The 16,318-nt window shown below is 71.1% G+C and carries 14 protein-coding genes; 6 read left to right on the plus strand and 8 right to left on the minus strand.

Going from position 1 to position 16,318, the window contains the following annotated elements; genetic code table 11:
* Positions 1-89: 89 nt before the first annotated feature.
* From KVS71_RS01225 to KVS71_RS01255, 7 genes are all read right to left on the minus strand, one after another.
* Entirely contained in the window at positions 90-1,478 is a 1,389-nt protein-coding gene (locus KVS71_RS01225; protein WP_217583022.1) for a hypothetical protein, read from the minus strand.
* A gap of 34 nt (positions 1,479-1,512) precedes the next feature.
* Positions 1,513-3,729, minus strand: a complete 2,217-nt coding sequence (locus tag KVS71_RS01230) for a peptidase C14 (protein WP_254635340.1) — start codon at positions 3,727-3,729, stop codon at positions 1,513-1,515.
* Positions 3,726-5,489, minus strand: a complete 1,764-nt coding sequence (locus tag KVS71_RS01235) for an ABC transporter ATP-binding protein (protein WP_217583030.1) — start codon at positions 5,487-5,489, stop codon at positions 3,726-3,728. The genes KVS71_RS01230 and KVS71_RS01235 overlap by 4 nt, the downstream gene beginning before the upstream one ends.
* Positions 5,486-6,334 carry an ABC transporter permease gene (locus KVS71_RS19930; protein ID WP_217583032.1) on the minus strand — a complete coding sequence of 283 codons (849 nt, stop codon included), beginning with the start codon at positions 6,332-6,334 and terminating at the stop codon, positions 5,486-5,488. Before KVS71_RS19930 ends, KVS71_RS01235 begins: the two co-directional genes overlap by 4 nt.
* The gene (locus KVS71_RS01245) at positions 6,327-7,289 is read right to left on the minus strand and encodes an ABC transporter permease (protein ID WP_217583034.1); all 963 of its coding nucleotides are present in this window, start codon (positions 7,287-7,289) and stop codon (positions 6,327-6,329) included. The genes KVS71_RS19930 and KVS71_RS01245 overlap by 8 nt, the downstream gene beginning before the upstream one ends.
* 1 nt (position 7,290) lies before the next feature.
* Positions 7,291-8,826: an ABC transporter substrate-binding protein gene (locus KVS71_RS01250; RefSeq protein ID WP_105949040.1), complete on the minus strand. Its 1,536-nt coding sequence runs from the start codon at positions 8,824-8,826 to the stop codon at positions 7,291-7,293.
* A 132-nt stretch (positions 8,827-8,958) separates the two neighbouring features.
* Complete coding sequence (locus tag KVS71_RS01255) at positions 8,959-10,320, minus strand: MFS transporter (protein WP_025104139.1); 1,362 nt, start codon at positions 10,318-10,320, stop codon at positions 8,959-8,961.
* A gap of 152 nt (positions 10,321-10,472) precedes the next feature.
* Between KVS71_RS01255 and KVS71_RS01260 the strand changes: the two genes are divergently transcribed.
* From KVS71_RS01260 to KVS71_RS01270, 3 genes are read left to right on the plus strand one after another with little or no spacing between them, the layout of a single operon-like run.
* Positions 10,473-11,123, plus strand: a complete 651-nt coding sequence (locus KVS71_RS01260; protein ID WP_060922906.1) for a GntR family transcriptional regulator — start codon at positions 10,473-10,475, stop codon at positions 11,121-11,123.
* Between the two features lie 8 nt (positions 11,124-11,131).
* Entirely contained in the window at positions 11,132-11,974 is an 843-nt protein-coding gene (locus tag KVS71_RS01265) for an SDR family NAD(P)-dependent oxidoreductase (protein ID WP_217583049.1), read from the plus strand.
* 20 nt (positions 11,975-11,994) lie between these two features.
* Positions 11,995-12,906 (plus strand): phosphotransferase, encoded by a 912-nt coding sequence (locus KVS71_RS01270; protein ID WP_217583051.1) that lies wholly within the window; start codon positions 11,995-11,997, stop codon positions 12,904-12,906.
* A gap of 27 nt (positions 12,907-12,933) precedes the next feature.
* Here KVS71_RS01270 and KVS71_RS01275 read toward each other — a convergent pair whose 3' ends face one another.
* Positions 12,934-13,521 carry a helix-turn-helix domain-containing protein gene (locus tag KVS71_RS01275; RefSeq protein WP_231919557.1) on the minus strand — a complete coding sequence of 196 codons (588 nt, stop codon included), beginning with the start codon at positions 13,519-13,521 and terminating at the stop codon, positions 12,934-12,936.
* Between the two features lie 77 nt (positions 13,522-13,598).
* Here KVS71_RS01275 and KVS71_RS01280 point away from each other — a divergent pair, with 77 nt between their 5' ends.
* From KVS71_RS01280 to KVS71_RS01290, 3 genes are read left to right on the plus strand one after another with little or no spacing between them, the layout of a single operon-like run.
* Positions 13,599-14,513 (plus strand): NAD(P)/FAD-dependent oxidoreductase, encoded by a 915-nt coding sequence (locus tag KVS71_RS01280; protein ID WP_217583054.1) that lies wholly within the window; start codon positions 13,599-13,601, stop codon positions 14,511-14,513.
* A 25-nt stretch (positions 14,514-14,538) separates the two neighbouring features.
* Positions 14,539-14,805 (plus strand): hypothetical protein, encoded by a 267-nt coding sequence (locus KVS71_RS01285; protein ID WP_217583061.1) that lies wholly within the window; start codon positions 14,539-14,541, stop codon positions 14,803-14,805.
* Between the two features lie 32 nt (positions 14,806-14,837).
* The gene (locus KVS71_RS01290; RefSeq protein WP_217583063.1) at positions 14,838-16,313 is read left to right on the plus strand and encodes an amino acid permease; all 1,476 of its coding nucleotides are present in this window, start codon (positions 14,838-14,840) and stop codon (positions 16,311-16,313) included.
* Positions 16,314-16,318 lie beyond the last annotated feature (5 nt).

A 16,318-nucleotide genomic window follows, 5' to 3' on the forward strand; every position in this document is an offset into this window, starting at 1 on the left:
TTTGCTATAGCAACTCTATCCCGTTCAAGTCGCGCAACTGGTTCGATTTCGGCCGGAAATGGAGCAAAGTGGGCGATTCGAACGGGGGACTACCCCAGCAACCCGGCCACGACCGACACGGCGTGGGACTCCAGGAGCTCCAGGGCACCGGGAGCCAAGGGGGTCTGCCAGGACTGATAGGCGCCACGGTCGTAGGCCTCGCGGGTCGGGAGATACACGAACCCCGGGCCGTTCGTGAGGTTCATCACCACGATCGGCGTCTCCGGGAACCGCTCCCGCAGGGTCGTCTGCAGCCGCGAGTACGCCTCGCCCGGATGCCCCACGATCACGGCGTCTCCGAGCCGCCACGCCCACACCGGATGCGCCACGGTCGGACCGTCGATGTAGCCGTCACGGAGGTTCCGCGCCCGTCCGAGGCGCTCCTCCCGGGACCGGGGGTCGATGTCCTTCCACTCCTCGGCGAGTTCGTCCAGAGTGGGCAGGTCGCGCAGCGGCAGCTCGACCGCCGAGACGACTCCCGCCGCCCCGTCGCCGCCGTCCGCGGGGGTCCCGGTCCAGATCGCGAGCGGAGCCCCCGACTCCACGACCCCGTCCAGCGTCAGCTCCTCGCCGGGTACCGGGAGCCCGTCCAGCGCCGCGAGCACCGCGTGCCCGAGTGAGCGTCCGTGCCGGTCGGCCACCGCGACGTCGCCGGTGTACTGCTCCCGAGGGGCCAGCTCGCCCGAGGCCCCCTGCACGAACAGGCACGGTGCACCGGTGGCGGCCTCCACGATCTCGCGCATCGCGCCGACGTAGTCCGGCGACACCTCCCGGTGCTGCCAGGCCAGGGTCGTCGGATGGCAGGCGTAGTTCACCAGCGTCGCCCGCACCTCCCCGTCGACGCTGATCCGGCCGATGGTCACCGTGTCGTCGGCGGTGCCCTGGGGGTTGTAGCCGACGAGAGCGCGGCCGTCGAGGTCGAGCTCACGCTCCGCCGCGAGGGTGCAGGTGCCCGTGGTCCACTCGATGAGCCCCGGTCGCGCGGCCTCCAGCGCCTCACGCCCGGCGGCGATGCCCGCGGCAGCAAGCGCCTCCAGGTACCCGGGGATGAGCTCCCCGCCCGGGAGATGCGCATCCGCGGCACAGAGCACGGCCCCCGCGTGGGTGTGCGACAGGGAGAGCATGAGCTGATCGGCATCGAGGCCCAGACCGTCGAGGATCGCCCCGCGCACGCCCTGCTCATCGGCGACTCGGCGCCACCACGTGCCGTCCACGGCGAGCAGCACCCGGGGCCGCTCGTCCGCGGCCACCACGGCGAGCGCGGTCAGCTCGAACGGCCGGTGCGCCCCCTCCGAGCGCTCCCAGTCGGCCGGGCCCCAGTTCTTGGCGCGGATGCCGACGGGCGGGGTGATGTCGCGCCGGGCGACGCCGATGCGCGCCCGCGTGCGGGGGATGCGGATGCGGTCTCCGAGGTGCGTCGCGGCTGCCGTGTGATTCACGCGTGGTCCTCCCTGATGTCCATGATGCCGTCCGTCACGCGCTCGCCAGCACGTCCGCGATGACGACGCGCGGTCCGGCCTCCGGGAGCGCGGTCTCGACGCCGCGCTCGACGGTGTCGCTGTACAGCAGCGTCGAGGGCTCGGCGAATCCGTCCGCCAGCCGCAGTCCTCCGCCGACGAACTGGCTGCCGGTGACGCGGGCGTGATTGACGCCCGTGCCGATGTCGAGGTGCGCCGCGCCCTTCGGCACGGTCGAGGTCACGCCGCTCACCCGCCAGGTGACGACGCCGGCACCGGCGGCCCTGCTCAGCAGCGCGCCGTCCGTCCGCTCCGTGGACAGCTCGACGCCGTCCAGAGCGACGAGCTGATCCCGCACCGCGGTCGCGGTCAGGCGCACGTCGCGCACGGACCCGCCGCGGATGGTGACGCGGGAGGCGCCGAGCTCGAAGGGCGCACCCGCCGCCGGGCCGCTGAGGCGGCAGTCCACGAACTCGACCGGACCCGACCCGCGGGCCTTCACCCCGTCGATTCCGGTGATCGTGCAGTCCACGAAGCGCACGGGAGCCGTGACCGGGGTCTGCACGAGCACCTGGTCCTTCGGCAGCGCGAAGGTGGAGTCCGCGATCACGGTCGGCCGCGACGAGCGCTGCGACCGCTGTCCGATCGCCAGAAGTCCCGCGGTGCACCCGCGCACCTGGGCGCCGTCGGCGTTGATGGTCATGGTCGCCTGCGGATCGAAGGTCGAGCGGCCGATGACCCGCACGTTCTCCAGCGTCAGATCACTGATCTTGGTGCCGGCGACGAACCAGGAGCAGACGTGGTCGCGCACCGTGATGCGCTTGGCGGCCGTGCCCCACTGCGCGCCGGAGTTGGCGATGTCCATGAGCCCGGAGTTGCCGATGAAGGTGAGGTCGTGCTCGTACTGGCCGTGCGTGGTGAAGGGGTTGCCGCCCTGATCGTCGCCGTCGCCGTGGCAGTTCTCGACGATGCAGTAGGCGCTGGCGGTGAGGTCGTTCAGGTGCCGGGCGTTCGACGACGTGCAGTCGCTGACCCGTCCGTAGAGGCTGTAGATCTGCTGCGTGAGGTAGCCGGCGCCGCCGTAGAACACGGTCGGCGGGTTCTCCACCGAGCAGCGCTCCGTCGTGAAGTGCGTGTTCCACCGCCGCATGATCACGGGCCACCAGGTGCGGCTCGCGTGCACATCGGCGACGTCGCAGTGGATCGCGTACTCGAAGGCGATCGGGTGGGAGCCGGTGAGCTCGCGGGAGTCGGGGAAGGAGCCGTCGGTGGGACCGTCGAAGGGACCGGCCCCCAGGAACCGCATGTTCGCGATCCGGACGCCCGCGACCGGTTCCATCTGCCGCCAGATGAGCTTCCGCCCCTTGTCCAGCGGCCAGCCATTGAGGTAGTCGATGCGGATGTGGGTGCCGTCGATCTGCTGCGTCACCTGCACGAACCGCTGCAGCTCGCGCTCGTCCGCACCTCCTCCGGCGACGGGATCGCACTGCACCGCCCACCAGGAGTCGACGGGGAACCGGGAGGCATCCGGCACGGCGACGGCGTCGGTCAGCTCCGGCCAGGCCTCGGCCAGCGCGTGCTCGACCGTCACGTCCTTCGACACCCCGGTGAAGAACATCACGGCGCCGAACGGGTTGTCGTGCGTGTTCTTCTCGATGCCGTCGGTCGTGATGAGGTGTCCGCCGAAGTCGATCTCGACGTACGACCGGGTGAAGCGGTGTCGTCGCTGGAACAGGAGATCCGTGCTCGCCTCGATCCGGCGGATGCGGGGATCGTTCACCATCGCCGCGAGCGCATCGTCGGCCGGCTTCTCCGGTCCCGTGATGCCGAAGACCCGGAAGTCGACGGTGCCGTCGTGCTGCAGGATCCAGCGGGTGTCGTGCTTCCCCGCGATCACGGTGCCGCCGTTGGGCGCGGTCTTCGCGTTCTCGCTGCCCACGTACACGAGCAGCCCGGCGTCGCCCGGCTTCCGGTACCCGGCGACGATCGCCACCTCGCCGTCGCGGGCCCGGAGGCGGCCGAGGTCGGCGACGGACTCCGCTCGCGTGACGTCCTTGGCGCCGGCGGCGACCGGGGCGGCCTGCGCCGGTGCCGTGCTCGCGAGCGCGCCCGCTGTGCCGAGCGCGACCGCGCCGAGCCCGGCCATGAGCGCGCGGCGGCCGGTGGACCGCACCGCCGCGCCGGCACCCGCGGTGTCCGCCGCGGGCCCCGTCCCCTGATCCGTGATGGTCATCGTCGTCCTCCTCGTCCGGCGGTCGTCGCGGGGACCGCACCCGTCTGCCCGCCGTGGGTCTGCCAGAGCGCCGCGGCCTCCGCACGCCGTCGGCGCTCGAGGACCGGGTCGGCGACGGGGATCGCCGCCATGAGCCCGCGCGTGTACTCGTGCTGCGGATTCGCGAAGAGCGCGTCGCGCGCGCCGATCTCGACGATGCGGCCCTGCTGCATCACGGCGACCGTCGAGGACATGTACCGGATCACCGCCAGGTCGTGGCTGATGAAGAGATACGTGAGGCCGAGCTCGGCCTGCAGCTCCCGGAGCAGATTGAGCACCTGCGCCTGGATCGACACGTCGAGCGCCGACACCGATTCGTCCAGCACAAGGAACTCCGGCTCCAGCACGAGCGACCGGGCGATGGACACGCGCTGGCACTGCCCGCCGGACATCGAGCGCGGCAGCCGGTGCGCGAACTCCTCGTCCAGGCGCACGCGGTGCATGGTCTCGCGCACCTTCTCGGCGCGGGAGGCCCGGGTGCCGATGCCGTGGGCGCGTAGCGGCGCCTCGATGATCTGCGCGACGGTCTGCCGCCGGTTCAGCGCCGAGAACGGGTCCTGGAACACCATCTGCATGCGCTTGCGCAGGCGCCGCAGCTCCTCGCCGCGGAGGTCGTGCGGGCGCTGCCCGTCGAAGACGACCGACCCTCCGTCGATGCCTCCGAGCGCGAGCACGGCCTTCGACACGGTCGACTTGCCGGAGCCCGACTCGCCGACGAGCCCGACCGTCTCGCCGCGCCGGATCTGGAACGACACGTCGTCGACCGCGGTCACCCGGCGTCCGGAGCCGAGCGTGAACACCTTCGACACGCCCTGCACGTCCACCAGGACGTCACCGGACTCCCGCGCCCGATCCACCGCGCTGATCGACCCGGCTTCGGCGAGCGGCTCCGTCCCGCGTTCGAGCACCTCCGCGGCGGTGCGGATGGGCTGCTGCACGTCCACCGTGAGGTCGACGACCGCGCCGAGCAGCGCCTGCGTGTACGGGTGCTCGGGGGCGGCGTAGATGCGGTCGACCGGGCCCTCCTCGACCACGCGCCCGTGCCGCATCACGTGGATGCGCTCGCAGAACCCGGCGGCGACGCCGAGGTCGTGCGTGATGAGCACGACCGCGGTCCCGTGGTCCTCCGCGAGCCGGTCGAGGAGGTCGATGATCCGGGACTGCGTCGTGACGTCGAGGGCCGTGGTCGGCTCGTCCGCGATGAGCACGGCGGGTCGAGACGACATGGCCATCGCGATCATGACGCGCTGCCGCATCCCGCCGGAGAACTCGTGCGGGTACTGGCCGAGACGCTCCTCAGGGAGCGGCACCCCGACCTCGGTCAGCAGCTCGACGGCCCGCGCGCGGGCGGCCGCCGCCGAGACCCGGTCGTGCAGCCGGATCGCCTCGACGAGCTGGTGCCCGATCGTGCGGACCGGGTTCAGCGACGACATCGGGTCCTGGTAGACCATCGCGATCTCGCCGCCGCGCACGCGGGTCATCTCCCGCGGGCTGAGCGTGAGCAGTTCGCGATCGCGCAACCGGATGCTGCCGCCCAGGGTCGCCCCGTCGTTCAGCCGCATGATCGACACCGCCGTGAGCGACTTGCCGGAGCCGGATTCGCCGACGAGGCCGATGCGCTCACCGGGGCGCACCGCGAACGTGATGCCCTGGACGGGCATGACGTCGCCGTAGGAGACGGTGAGGTCCTGCACCTGCAGGACGGGCGTGAGGTCGGTCATCGGCCCTTCCCCTTCCGATCGCCGCCGAACTGGTCGGCGAGCACGTTGAGCAGCCAGATGGTGACGAAGATGAACAGGGCGGGGAACAGCACGTACCCGATGGACTGGTACATCTTCTGGTAGCCCTGCTGCACGAGCGTGCCCCAGGTGGCCTCGGGCGGCGCGATGCCGAGCCCGACGAAGCTCATCGACGCTTCCAGGAGGATCGCGTTGGCGGCGTTGATGGCCGCCTGCACGACGATCGGCCCCTTGGCGTTCGGCAGCACCTCGGCGAAGAGCAGCCGGCGCGAGGTCGAGCCGAAGGCCACCGCGGCCGTGAAGTAGTCCTCCTGCAGTTCGCTGAGCACCGACGACCGCACGAGCCGCGCGGTGGTCGGCGTGAGGAGCACCCCGATGATGACGGCGAGCTTGACGGGGTCGGCGCCGAAGGCGGAGATGAAGACGAGCGCGAAGAGGATCTGCGGGATCGCCATGACCGTGTCGGCGAGGCGCATGAGGATCTCGTCGACCCAGCCGCGCGCGAACGCCGCCGCCATTCCCCAGGCGATGCCGAGGACCATGGCCACGAGCGTCGCGCCCCCGGCGATGAACACGGTGAGCTGGCCGCCGTAGAGCACGCGGCTGAAGAGGTCGCGGCCCAGCTCGTCGGTCCCGAAGAGGTGCGCCGCCGAGGGTCCGGCGAACCGGTCGGACGACTGTGCCGCGGGGTCGTACGGGGCCAGGAGCGGGGCGAGCACGCAGGCGAGGACGATGATCGCCAGCAGCCCCAGCGGGATCCAGGAGGCGACGGCGACCCGTCGCCGCGGACGCGCGGAGCGCAGCGCGAGGGTGAGGGTGTCAGCCACGGCTGCTCCTTGCACGAAGACGCGGATCGAGCACCCCGTAGAGGAGGTCGACGATGAGCGTGGTGAGGATGAACATCGCGGAGATCAGCAGCACGACCGACTGCAGCACCGCGTAGTCCCGCTTGAAGACCGCGTCGATCGCGAGCGAGCCGAGCCCGGGGACGCCGAACACGTACTCCACGATCACCACGCCGCCCAGGGTGTAGCCGACGATCAGGCCGAGCATGGTGAGCCCGGGGATCAGGGCGTTGCGGAGCGCGTGGCCGAGGACGACGCCACTCGCCGACTGTCCCTTGCCCTTCGCGGTGCGGATGTAGGGGGCGTCCAGCACCTCGACCATCGAGGCCCGGAGGAACCGCATGAGCAGCGGCGCCGCCGCGAAGGCGAGGGTGAGGCCGGGGAGGATCATGCGCACGAGGTTCTCGGCGGGGTCCTCCGCGAACGGCGTGTAGCCGCGGGCCGGCAGCACCTTGAGCTGCACGGCGAACACGACGATGAGCACGATGCCGATGAGGAACTGCGGAAGGGCCATGCCCGCGGTCGAGATCGCGGTGAGCACCCGGTCGACCACGCCGAGCGGACGCAGCGAGGCGAGCACGGCGGCCGGGGTGGCGATGAGCACGGCCAGGAGCACGCCGATGAGCGTGAGCTCCAGCGTCGCGGGAAGGCGCTGGGCGATGAGCTCCGTCACCGAGTACTGGTTGAAGTAGGACTGACCGAAGTCGCCCGTGAAGACGCCGCCGATCCAGCGCAGGTACTGCTCGATGACGGGGGCGTCGAGGCCGGCCTCCTCCCGGAGCCGGGCGATGGTCTCGGCATCCACGCCCGGCGTCGAGCCGAGGCGGGTGATGACGGGGTCGCCCGGCAGCAGCCGGAGCACGACGAAGACGAGGAGCGAGGTGGCGATCAGCATCGCGATGCTGATCGCCACCCGCCGGAGGACGGAGAGGACCACGTCAGCCCTTCAGCTGCGCGCCCTCGAGGTGCAGCTGTCCGCCGCCCTCGACCCACACGCCGTCGACCGCCGTGCTGGTGGCGGTGACGACCGTCGACTGCAGGGGCACGATGAGCGGCACCTGCTCGTTGATGATGGTCTGCACGGTGCCCCACTTGTCGGCCCGCGCGGTCTCGTCCGGCTCGGCCACGGCGTCGGCGAACGCCGTCTGGAAGTCGGGGTCGACCCAGTTGCACTCGCACCGCCCCTCCAGGTAGAAGTTCAGCGAGTAGGCCGGCTCGGGCGGGGTGGACTGGAAGTTCGGCACGATGTACCCGGGGTAGCTCTTGCCCGCGGGGTAGAACGCGTCGACCCAGGTGCCGATGTCGTTGTTGTCGATCTTCAACGTGATGCCGATCTCCTTCAGGCTCGCCTGCAGGATCTCGCCGCTCGTGTTCCACTCGGGGTACTGTCCGGCCACGCCCCACCAGGTGAGCGTGCTCCCCTCGGTCACCCCGGCCTCGGCGAACAGCTCCTTCGCCTTGTCCAGGTCGTAGGAGTAGTCGGTCAGCTGGCCGCCGAACCACGGGTTCACCTCGCCGAGCGCGTTGTTCGTCGGCGAGACCGTGCCCTGGCCGTAGTAGGCGGCGTCGAGGATGGCCTCGCGGTCGGTCGCGTACGCGAGGGCCTGCCGGGCGCGCACGTCGTCGAAGGGCGGCGACGTCGTGTCGATCTCCCACGACGGCCACTGGCTCGGGTTCTCGGGCTTCACCAGGGCGATGTCGCCGCCCTCCAGACCCGCCACGTCGCCCTGTGGCACGGACCACAGCACGTCGATGTCGCCGGAACGCAGACCGGTGACGGCGGCGGTGGACTCGGCGGCCTTCACGATCGTGATCTCGTCGAGCGCCGGAGCCTCGCCGAAGTACTCGGGGTTGGGGACGAGCGTGAGGCTGTCGTCCGGAGTGAAGGCGTCCACGACGTACGGACCGGTGCCGATGGGCTCCTTGTCGATCGTGTCGAGCGCGTCGACGTCGATCATCTTCACCCAGACGATGCCCGCGGGGAAGGTCGCGATGGGCTCGGACAGCGTCACCACGACGGTCTTCTCGTCCGGCGCGGTGACGTCGGTGACCATCGAGATCTTGTTCTTCTCCTGCGTCGCCGTCTCCGGGTCGAGGTAGTAGTCGAACGCGGCCACCGCGTCGTCGGCGGTGAAGTCCTCGCCGTTCGAGAACGTCACGCCGTCGCGGAGGGTGAACGTCCAGGTCTTCTGGTCGGCGGATGCCTCCCAGCTCTCGGCGAGGTCGCCGACGATCTCGCCGGACTCGTCGGTCTTGGTGAGGCCGTTCCACAGCAGCGGGAACAGCACCTCCTCCCACGCGAACGTGCGGATGGCGGGATTGAGCTGCGGGATGCCCTGCGCGGCGGCGACGGTGAGGGTGCCGCCCTCCTGCGCCTGGCCGTCGGGGGTGGATGAGGTGCTGCAACCAGCGGTGATGAGCGCGGCGGTCAGCAGCATCGCTGCTCCGCCGAGCCGAACACGACGACGCGACATGGGTGCCTCCAAGGTCGGGTGGTGCTTCGGGTAAGGGTGTTGCGCTATAGCATGTAGCAAAAGCGTAGGGTCGTCTAGAGCGAACCGGGCCGGCGGGGTCACGTTCTCGTCACGACCGCCGGCCCGGACCGGTCACCGTCGGGCGCTGGACGCCTCGACGGCGAGCGCGGGCGCCGTCGTGAAGTCCGTGCGGCGGCTGAGCACGAAGGCGATCGTCGCCCCGAGCAGCGTCAGCCCCGAGATGAGGAGCAGGCCCCACACCGCCGATCCCGTGGTCTCGCTGATCCAGCCGATCGCGTAGGGTCCCGCGAAGCCGGCGAGGTTGCCGACCGAGTTGATGAACGCGAGGCCGGCCGCGGCCGCCGTGCCGGTGAGCACCATGGGCGGCAGGCTCCAGAACAGCGGGGTGGTCGAGAAGAGCGCCGACATCCCGACGCACAGCGCTGCGAGCGCGAGCACCGGCGTGCCCTGGGCCGCGACCGCCGCGATGAGCGACAGGGCGGTGATGCTGAGCGTGATGCCGATCTGCAGCGGGATGTTGCCCTGCTTCCGGGCGGCGCGCTCCCACGGCAGCATCACGAGGGCGGCGCACAGGTTCGGCAGCGCCACGAGCCACCCTGTGGTCGCGTTCGAGAAGTCGCCCATGCTCTTCACGATCGTCGGCAGCCACATGCCCAGCCCGTAGGCACCGAACACGACGCCGAAGAAGAGCACGATGAGCGTCCACAGGCGGCCGTTGCGGAAGACCTCCCCCAGACGCAGGCGTCCGTGCCGCTGCTCGGTCGCCTGGGTCTCGGCGGCGAGCGTGTCGGTGATCCAGCGCTGCTCGGCGGGGGTCAGCCAGCGCGCGTCCTGCGGGCGGTCGGGGAGCCAGAAGAACACGACGAACGCGAGCAGCACGGCCGGGATGCCCTGCAGCAGGAAGACGAGCTGCCAGCCGTCCAGGCCCCACAGCCCGTGCAGCTCCAGCATCCAGCCGGACAGCGGCGCGGCGACCGCGTTGGCGATCGGGTTCGAGAGCACGAAGACGGCGAGCACCTGCGTGCGGTACTGCCGCGGGAACCACAACGTGAGGTAGAGCAGCACGCCGGGGAAGAACCCGGCCTCCGCGATACCGAGGATGAAGCGCGCGATCGCGAACTGCGTCGCGTCCTGCACGAAGGCGGTCAGCGCGGCGACGATGCCCCACGAGATCATGATGCGGGCGATCCACTTGCGGGCGCCGAACTTCTCCAGGAGCAGGTTGCTCGGCACCTCGAACAGCAGGTAGCCGATGAAGAAGATGCCCGCCGCGAAGCCGAAGGCGGCCTCGGTGATTTGGAGGGCGGCGGTCATCTCCAGCTTCGCGAAGCCGGCGTTGTTCCGGTCGATGTAGGCGACGAGGTAGAGCAGGCCGAGGAACGGACCGAGTCTCCAGATCGCCTTCTTCATGGCGGCGGCTCCCACCGCGTCCTCCGCGGCGCGTGCCTGCGCAAGCGTCTCTCTGCCGGACATGACAACTCCTTCGTCATCGGTTTCGTGTTTTGCTATAGCATCTAGCACCGCGCGGCTCCTGTCCAGTCCCCCGCTCATGCCATAGCATCGACCGAGCGAAGGAGCCCCCGCTCGACGAGCACCGGGCCGCGCGAGATCGAGAAGGGCCCCGGATGCGCAGCGTGTCGGATCAGAACATCGCCGAGCAGGTCACGGACGAGCTGCGGGCGGCGATCCACTCCGGAGAGCTCGCCCCCGGCGAGCGGCTCGTGGAGCGCAAGCTCGCCGACCGTCTCGGCGTCAGCCACATCCCCGTGCGCGAGGCCCTGACCCGGCTCGCCGAGGAGCGCCTCATCACCCGCGAGCCCCGCCGTGGCGCCCGCGTCGCCCAGCTCAGCGCGCAGGACCTGGAGGAGATCTCGAGCCTGCGGATCGTGCTGGAGCAGTTCATGGCGATCCGGGTCCAGGAGCGGTGGAACGACGAGTCGGCGGCCCGGCTGGAAGCGATCATCCAGGCCATGGCGGCGGCGGCCCCGGGCGATGTGGCCGAGGTCCTGCGCCAGGACCGCCTCTTCCACGAGACCCTCGCCGACCTCGCCGAGCACCGGTTCCTCGACGAGCTCAGCGCCCAGCTCCGTGGCCGGATCGCCGGGTTCATCCAGGCGGCCAACTCCGCCCTCGACCCCGCCGAGCAGGAGGAGCACGTGCGCAGCCACCAGCAGATCGTCGACGCCATCGCGACCGGCGATCCGGAGCAGGCGCGCGCGGTGATCGCCGAGCACGTGACCAGGGCCGTCCGCCGCATCACGCCATCGGCCGAGTGAGCGCCGCCGTGGCCGCACGCACCATCGTCCTGACCGGAGCCTCGGACGGGATCGGCGCCGCCGCCGCCCGCCAGCTCGCGGGGTCCCCGCACCGCCTGCTCCTCGTGGGCCGTTCGCCCGACAAGATGCGGGCCGTGGCGGAGGAGACCGGCGCGGAGTGGTTCACCGCCGACTTCGCGCGCCTCGACGACGTGCGCGCGCTCGCCGCCCAGCTCGCGGACGCCGTGGGCGCGGCGGGCATCGACGTGCTGGCCAATAACGCCGGCGGCATCTTCGGCGACCGCACCCCCACGGTCGACGGGCACGAGAAGACGATGCAGGTGAACCACCTCGCCCCGTTCCTGCTGACGAACCTCCTGCTCCCGCAGCTGCTCGCCGCCCGCGGCGCGGTCGTGAACACCTCCAGCGTCGCCCATCGCCTCTTCGGGCATCTCGACGTCGACGATCTCGACAACACCCGCCGGTACTCCCCGAACAAGGCCTACGGCGATGCCAAGCTCGCCAACGTCCTGATGGCGAAGAGCCTGCACGAGAAGTTCCATGCGCAGGGGCTCAGCGCGGTGGCCTTCCACCCCGGCACCGTGGCGACGAACTTCGCCGCCGAGTCGTCGAGCATCATGCGCCTCGTCTACCGCACCCCGCTGCGCCGCCTCGTCCTCATCGGCAGCGACCGCGGCGGCGCGACGCTGCGCTGGTTCCTCGAAGGCACGCCGGGCGAGACCTGGATCTCCGGCGGCTACTACGACGAGCGCGTCCTCAGCACCCGCGTGAACCCGCAGGTGCACGACCCCGCTCTCGCCGAGGCCCTCTGGCGGCGCAGCGCCGCGCTCGTCGGCGTGGCCGGGGGCTGAGCGCCGTCTACGCTGGGGCGATGGCGCGCCTCGACTGGACCCAGCTCCCTCCCGCTCTCCGAGCCCGGGTCGAGGAGTTCGCGGGTTTCCCGGTGGCAAGGGCGCAGTCGCAGGACGGCGGCTTCTCAGCGGGGCTGGCCTCACGGCTGACCTTCGCCGACGGACGGCGGCTGTTCGTGAAGGCGGTGCAGGAGTCCGCGGAAGGCACGTTCGCGCTCTACGTACGGGAGGCCGAGGTGCTCGGCGCGATCCCCCGCTCCCTCCCCGCCGCGCACCTCGTCGACGCCTTCACCGCGGACGGGTGGGCGGTGCTGCTCATCGAAAACGTCGAGGGTCGTCATCCGGAACGCTCGGCCACCGCTCCCGACACCGCGCACGTCCTGGATGCGATCGCCGCCCTGGCCACCGCCGAGGCGCCGCACACGCTTCCCCGCCTCGCCGACGAGCTGCACGACGACTCCGGATCCTGGCGACGGCTCGAGGAGGCCGGGCTCCTGGAGACGACCACGCCGTGGTGCGCGCAGAACGTCGACCTCCTCCGCACGGCGGCGGAACGCGTGCGCACCGCGGTCGCGGGGGATCGGCTCCTGCACGGCGACCTCAGGGCCGACAACATCCTCATCGACGCCTCCGGGCGGGCGCGCCTGCTCGACTGGCCGTGGGCGGCCCGAGGTGCGGGGTGGGAGGACGCCCTCCTCTACCTGCTCGACCTCCGCGTCGAGGACGCCGCAGCCGAGGTCGGCCCCCTGCTCGATCACCCGGCCTTCGCCGGGTCCACCACGGAGGACCACATCGCCCTCCTGTCCGCCGCGGGCGGCGCCTGGTTCGAGAAGTGCCGTCTTCCCGCGCCGGACGGGATGACGACGCTCCGCGACTTCCAGCGCCGGGAAGCGGTCATCGCCACCGACTGGATCGCCGAGCTCGTCCGCTGATCGCCCACGAGGCGGGGGCGTCCGCCGTCATCCCTCGGGCTGCGCGCCCGACTCGCCCGCGTGGACGCGTTCGCCCTGTCGGCCGAACAGGCTGAGCACCTCGGCGGGCTCCCCGTCCGCGCTCCCGAACCAGTGCGGCACGTGCGTGTCGAACTCGGCGACCTCTCCGGCCGCCATGCGCAGATCGCGCGTGCCGAGGATCAACCGCATGGTGCCGCTGAGCACATAGAGCCATTCGCGCCCCTCGTGCGCCCGGGGACGCGGAGTCACCTGGCTCCCCGGGATGAGGATCTTCCAGGCCTGGACCGGGCCGGCGTGCGGGGTCAGCGGCACGACGATCCGGCCGTGCACGCGGCGCGGCTTCAATCGCACGCGCGGATCGCCGACGTCGGGCGCCCCGACGAGGTCGTCCAACGGCACCCGGTGGGCGCGGGCGAGCGGGAGGAGAAGCTCGAGGCTCGGTCGGCGTTGCCCCGTCTCCAACCGTGAGAGCGTGCTCGTGGAGATCCCCGTCGCGTCGGCCAGGTCGGTCAGCGTCATCCCCCGCTGCTTCCGCAGCCACCGCAACCGCGGGCCCACGCCGTCGAGCGTCGCGTCGATCTCGTCCCCCTGCACGTCCTCAGTCTGGCCGCATTTCCCAGGAGCAGCAAAGAAGTTTGCCGCCCCGGCACCTCCGGGGCGACTCTCGTGGCATGAAGAGATTCGATGTGCTCATCGTCGGCGGCGGTGCCGCCGGCCTCAGCGCCGCCCTGGTCCTGCTCCGCGCTCGACGCACGGTCGCGATCGTCGATGCGGGGGAGCCCCGCAACGCCCCCGCGGCGCATCTGCACGGCTTCCTCTCCCGGGACGGCGCCGCGCCCGCTGCGCTGCTCGCGAGCGGACGCGACGAGGTCGCGGGCTACGGAGGCACGATCATCGACGGACGCGTCGCCGAGCTGTCCCCGGGCTTCACGGCCACCCTCGACGACGGGCGACGGCTGGAGGCCCGGCGGGTGCTGGTCACCACGGGCCTGCGCGACGAGATCCCCGACATCCCGCATCTGCGGGAGCGCTGGGGGCGAGACGTACTGCACTGCCCGTACTGCCACGGCTACGAGGTGCGGGATCGCGCTCTCGGGGTGATCGGCGGCACGGCTGCGTCGGTCGCCCACGCGCTCCTCATCGCCCAGTGGTCCGCCGACGTCGTCTACTTCCCCCACACCCGGCCACTCACGGACGACGAGCAGGAACGTCTCGACGCGCGCGGCGTCCGGGTGCATCCGGGGGAGGTCTCCCGCCTCATCGTCGAGGCCGACCGCCTCCAGAGCGTGGAGCTGAGCGACGGCACGCACGTCGAGCGCGCCGCGGTGTTCGTCCGCCCCGAGATGCGCGCTCACGACGCCCTCCTCCACGTTCTCGGCTGCGAGACCGACGAGAACGGGTGGGTCCGGCACGATGCCGGCGGGCGCACGAGCGTGCCAGGGGTCTCCGTCGCCGGGAACGTCGCCGATCCGCGTGCGCAGCTCATCACCGCGGCCGGACAGGGCTCCGCCGCCGCGATCGCCCTCAACGCCGACCTCACCGACGACGACCTCGCCGCCCAGCTCGCGACCCACCGCGGCGCCTGACCCCCGAGAGAGAAGGAACACAGCAATGTCCGCAGCACCCGCCCCGACGGCGACCCCCGCTCCCCCGCCCACGCAGCACCAGCTCGCGCTGATGATCTGGATCGCCGTCTTCCCGACCCTCACGGTCTTGAACCTCGTCCTCGCCGCCCCGCTTTCCGGACTCCCGATCGTCGTGCGCACGCTGGTGCTCGTCACCATCGCCGTCCCCCTCGTGATCTACCTGGAGATGCCGCTGCTGCACCGCGTCCGCCGCCGGATCCACGGTCTTGTGACGGCGCGTCGGCGAAGGTAACGTTCTACCGTTCCTGACGAGAGAAGGCGACGATGCCCCGGACCGATCGACCCCGTTCCACGACGTCCGTGTGGCGCCGCAAGCCCGTCAGCGACATGACGGAGGAGTCGGGCGGGAGCGGTCTGTTCCGGACGCTCGGGCTCTGGCAGCTCACCGCGATCGGCGTGGGGGGCATCGTCGGCGTCGGGATCTTCTCGCTCGCCGGACTCGTCGCCCATGGCGATGCGACGACTCCCGCCGTGGGCCCCGCCGTCGTCCTCTCCTTCCTCATCGCCGGGCTCGCGTCGGCAGCGGCCGCGCTGTCGTACGCGGAGTTCGCCGGCATGATCCCGCGGGCCGGTTCCGCCTACAGCTACGGCTACGTCGCGCTCGGCGAGCTCGTCGGCTGGTTCATCGGCTGGGACCTGCTCCTGGAGTACGTCGCCATCGTGGCCGTCGTCGCGATCGGCATCTCCGGCTATCTGGACGCGTTCCTCTCCGGATTCGGGCTGGAGCTGCCGACCGCGATCACGGAGACCGCCGACCAGCCGGGCGGCATGGTCAACATCCCGGCCATCCTCATCTGCCTGTTCGTGACGTTCCTGCTGAGCCGCGGCACCCGCACGTTCGGCCGCTTCGAACTCGTCGCCGTGGCCATCAAGATCCTCCTCGTGGTGTTCATCGTCGTCCTCGGCGTCTTCTTCATCGACCCCGCCAACTACGACCCCTTCCTGCCGAACGGCTTCGGCCCCGTCTTCACCGGTGCCGCGACGGTGTTCTTCGCGGTGTTCGGCTACGACGCGATGAGCACTGCCGCCGAGGAGGCGAAGGACGGGCGTCGGCACATGCCGAAGGCGATCATCCTGTCCCTCGTGATCGCGATGGTGCTCTACGTCGCCGCGACGCTCGTGCTCACGGGCATGCAGAACTACCAGGACATCGATCCGAAGGCGGGCTTCGCCTCGGCGTTCACGGGTGCGGGGCTCCCGGTCGTCGCCACCGTCATCTCGGTGTTCGCCGTCGTGTCGATCCTCACCGTCATGCTCACGTTCCTGCTCGGCGCCACTCGCGTGTGGTTCAGCATGAGCCGCGACGGACTGCTCCCCGGCTGGTTCGCGCGGGTCGACCGCCGCGGCGTCCCGCAGCGGGTCACCTGGATCGCGGGGCTGGGCGCGGCGTTCTTCGCCGGCGTGTTCCCCATCCGCGCCGTCGCCGACCTCACGAACATCGGCATCCTCGCCGCCTTCGTCGTCGTCTGCATCGCCGTGATCGTGTTCCGCTACACGAAGCCGGATGCGCCGCGGACGTTCCGGCTGCCGTTCATGCCCGTGGTCCCGATCGTCGGCGTGGGCTTCTCGCTCTTCCTCATCTCGCAGCTCCACCCCGAGACGTGGCTCCGGTTCGGGGTCTGGCTCGTGATCGGACTCGTCGTGTACTTCGTCTACAGCCGTCGGCACTCGCTCCTGAACCCGGACAGCCCCCGGCACCGCCCGGGCACGACTTCGGAGACCCCCGGCGACACGCCGTAGGCGGG

The organism is Microbacterium sp. GbtcB4 (assembly GCF_019091465.1).
GTDB classification, from domain to species: domain Bacteria; phylum Actinomycetota; class Actinomycetes; order Actinomycetales; family Microbacteriaceae; genus Microbacterium; species Microbacterium paraoxydans.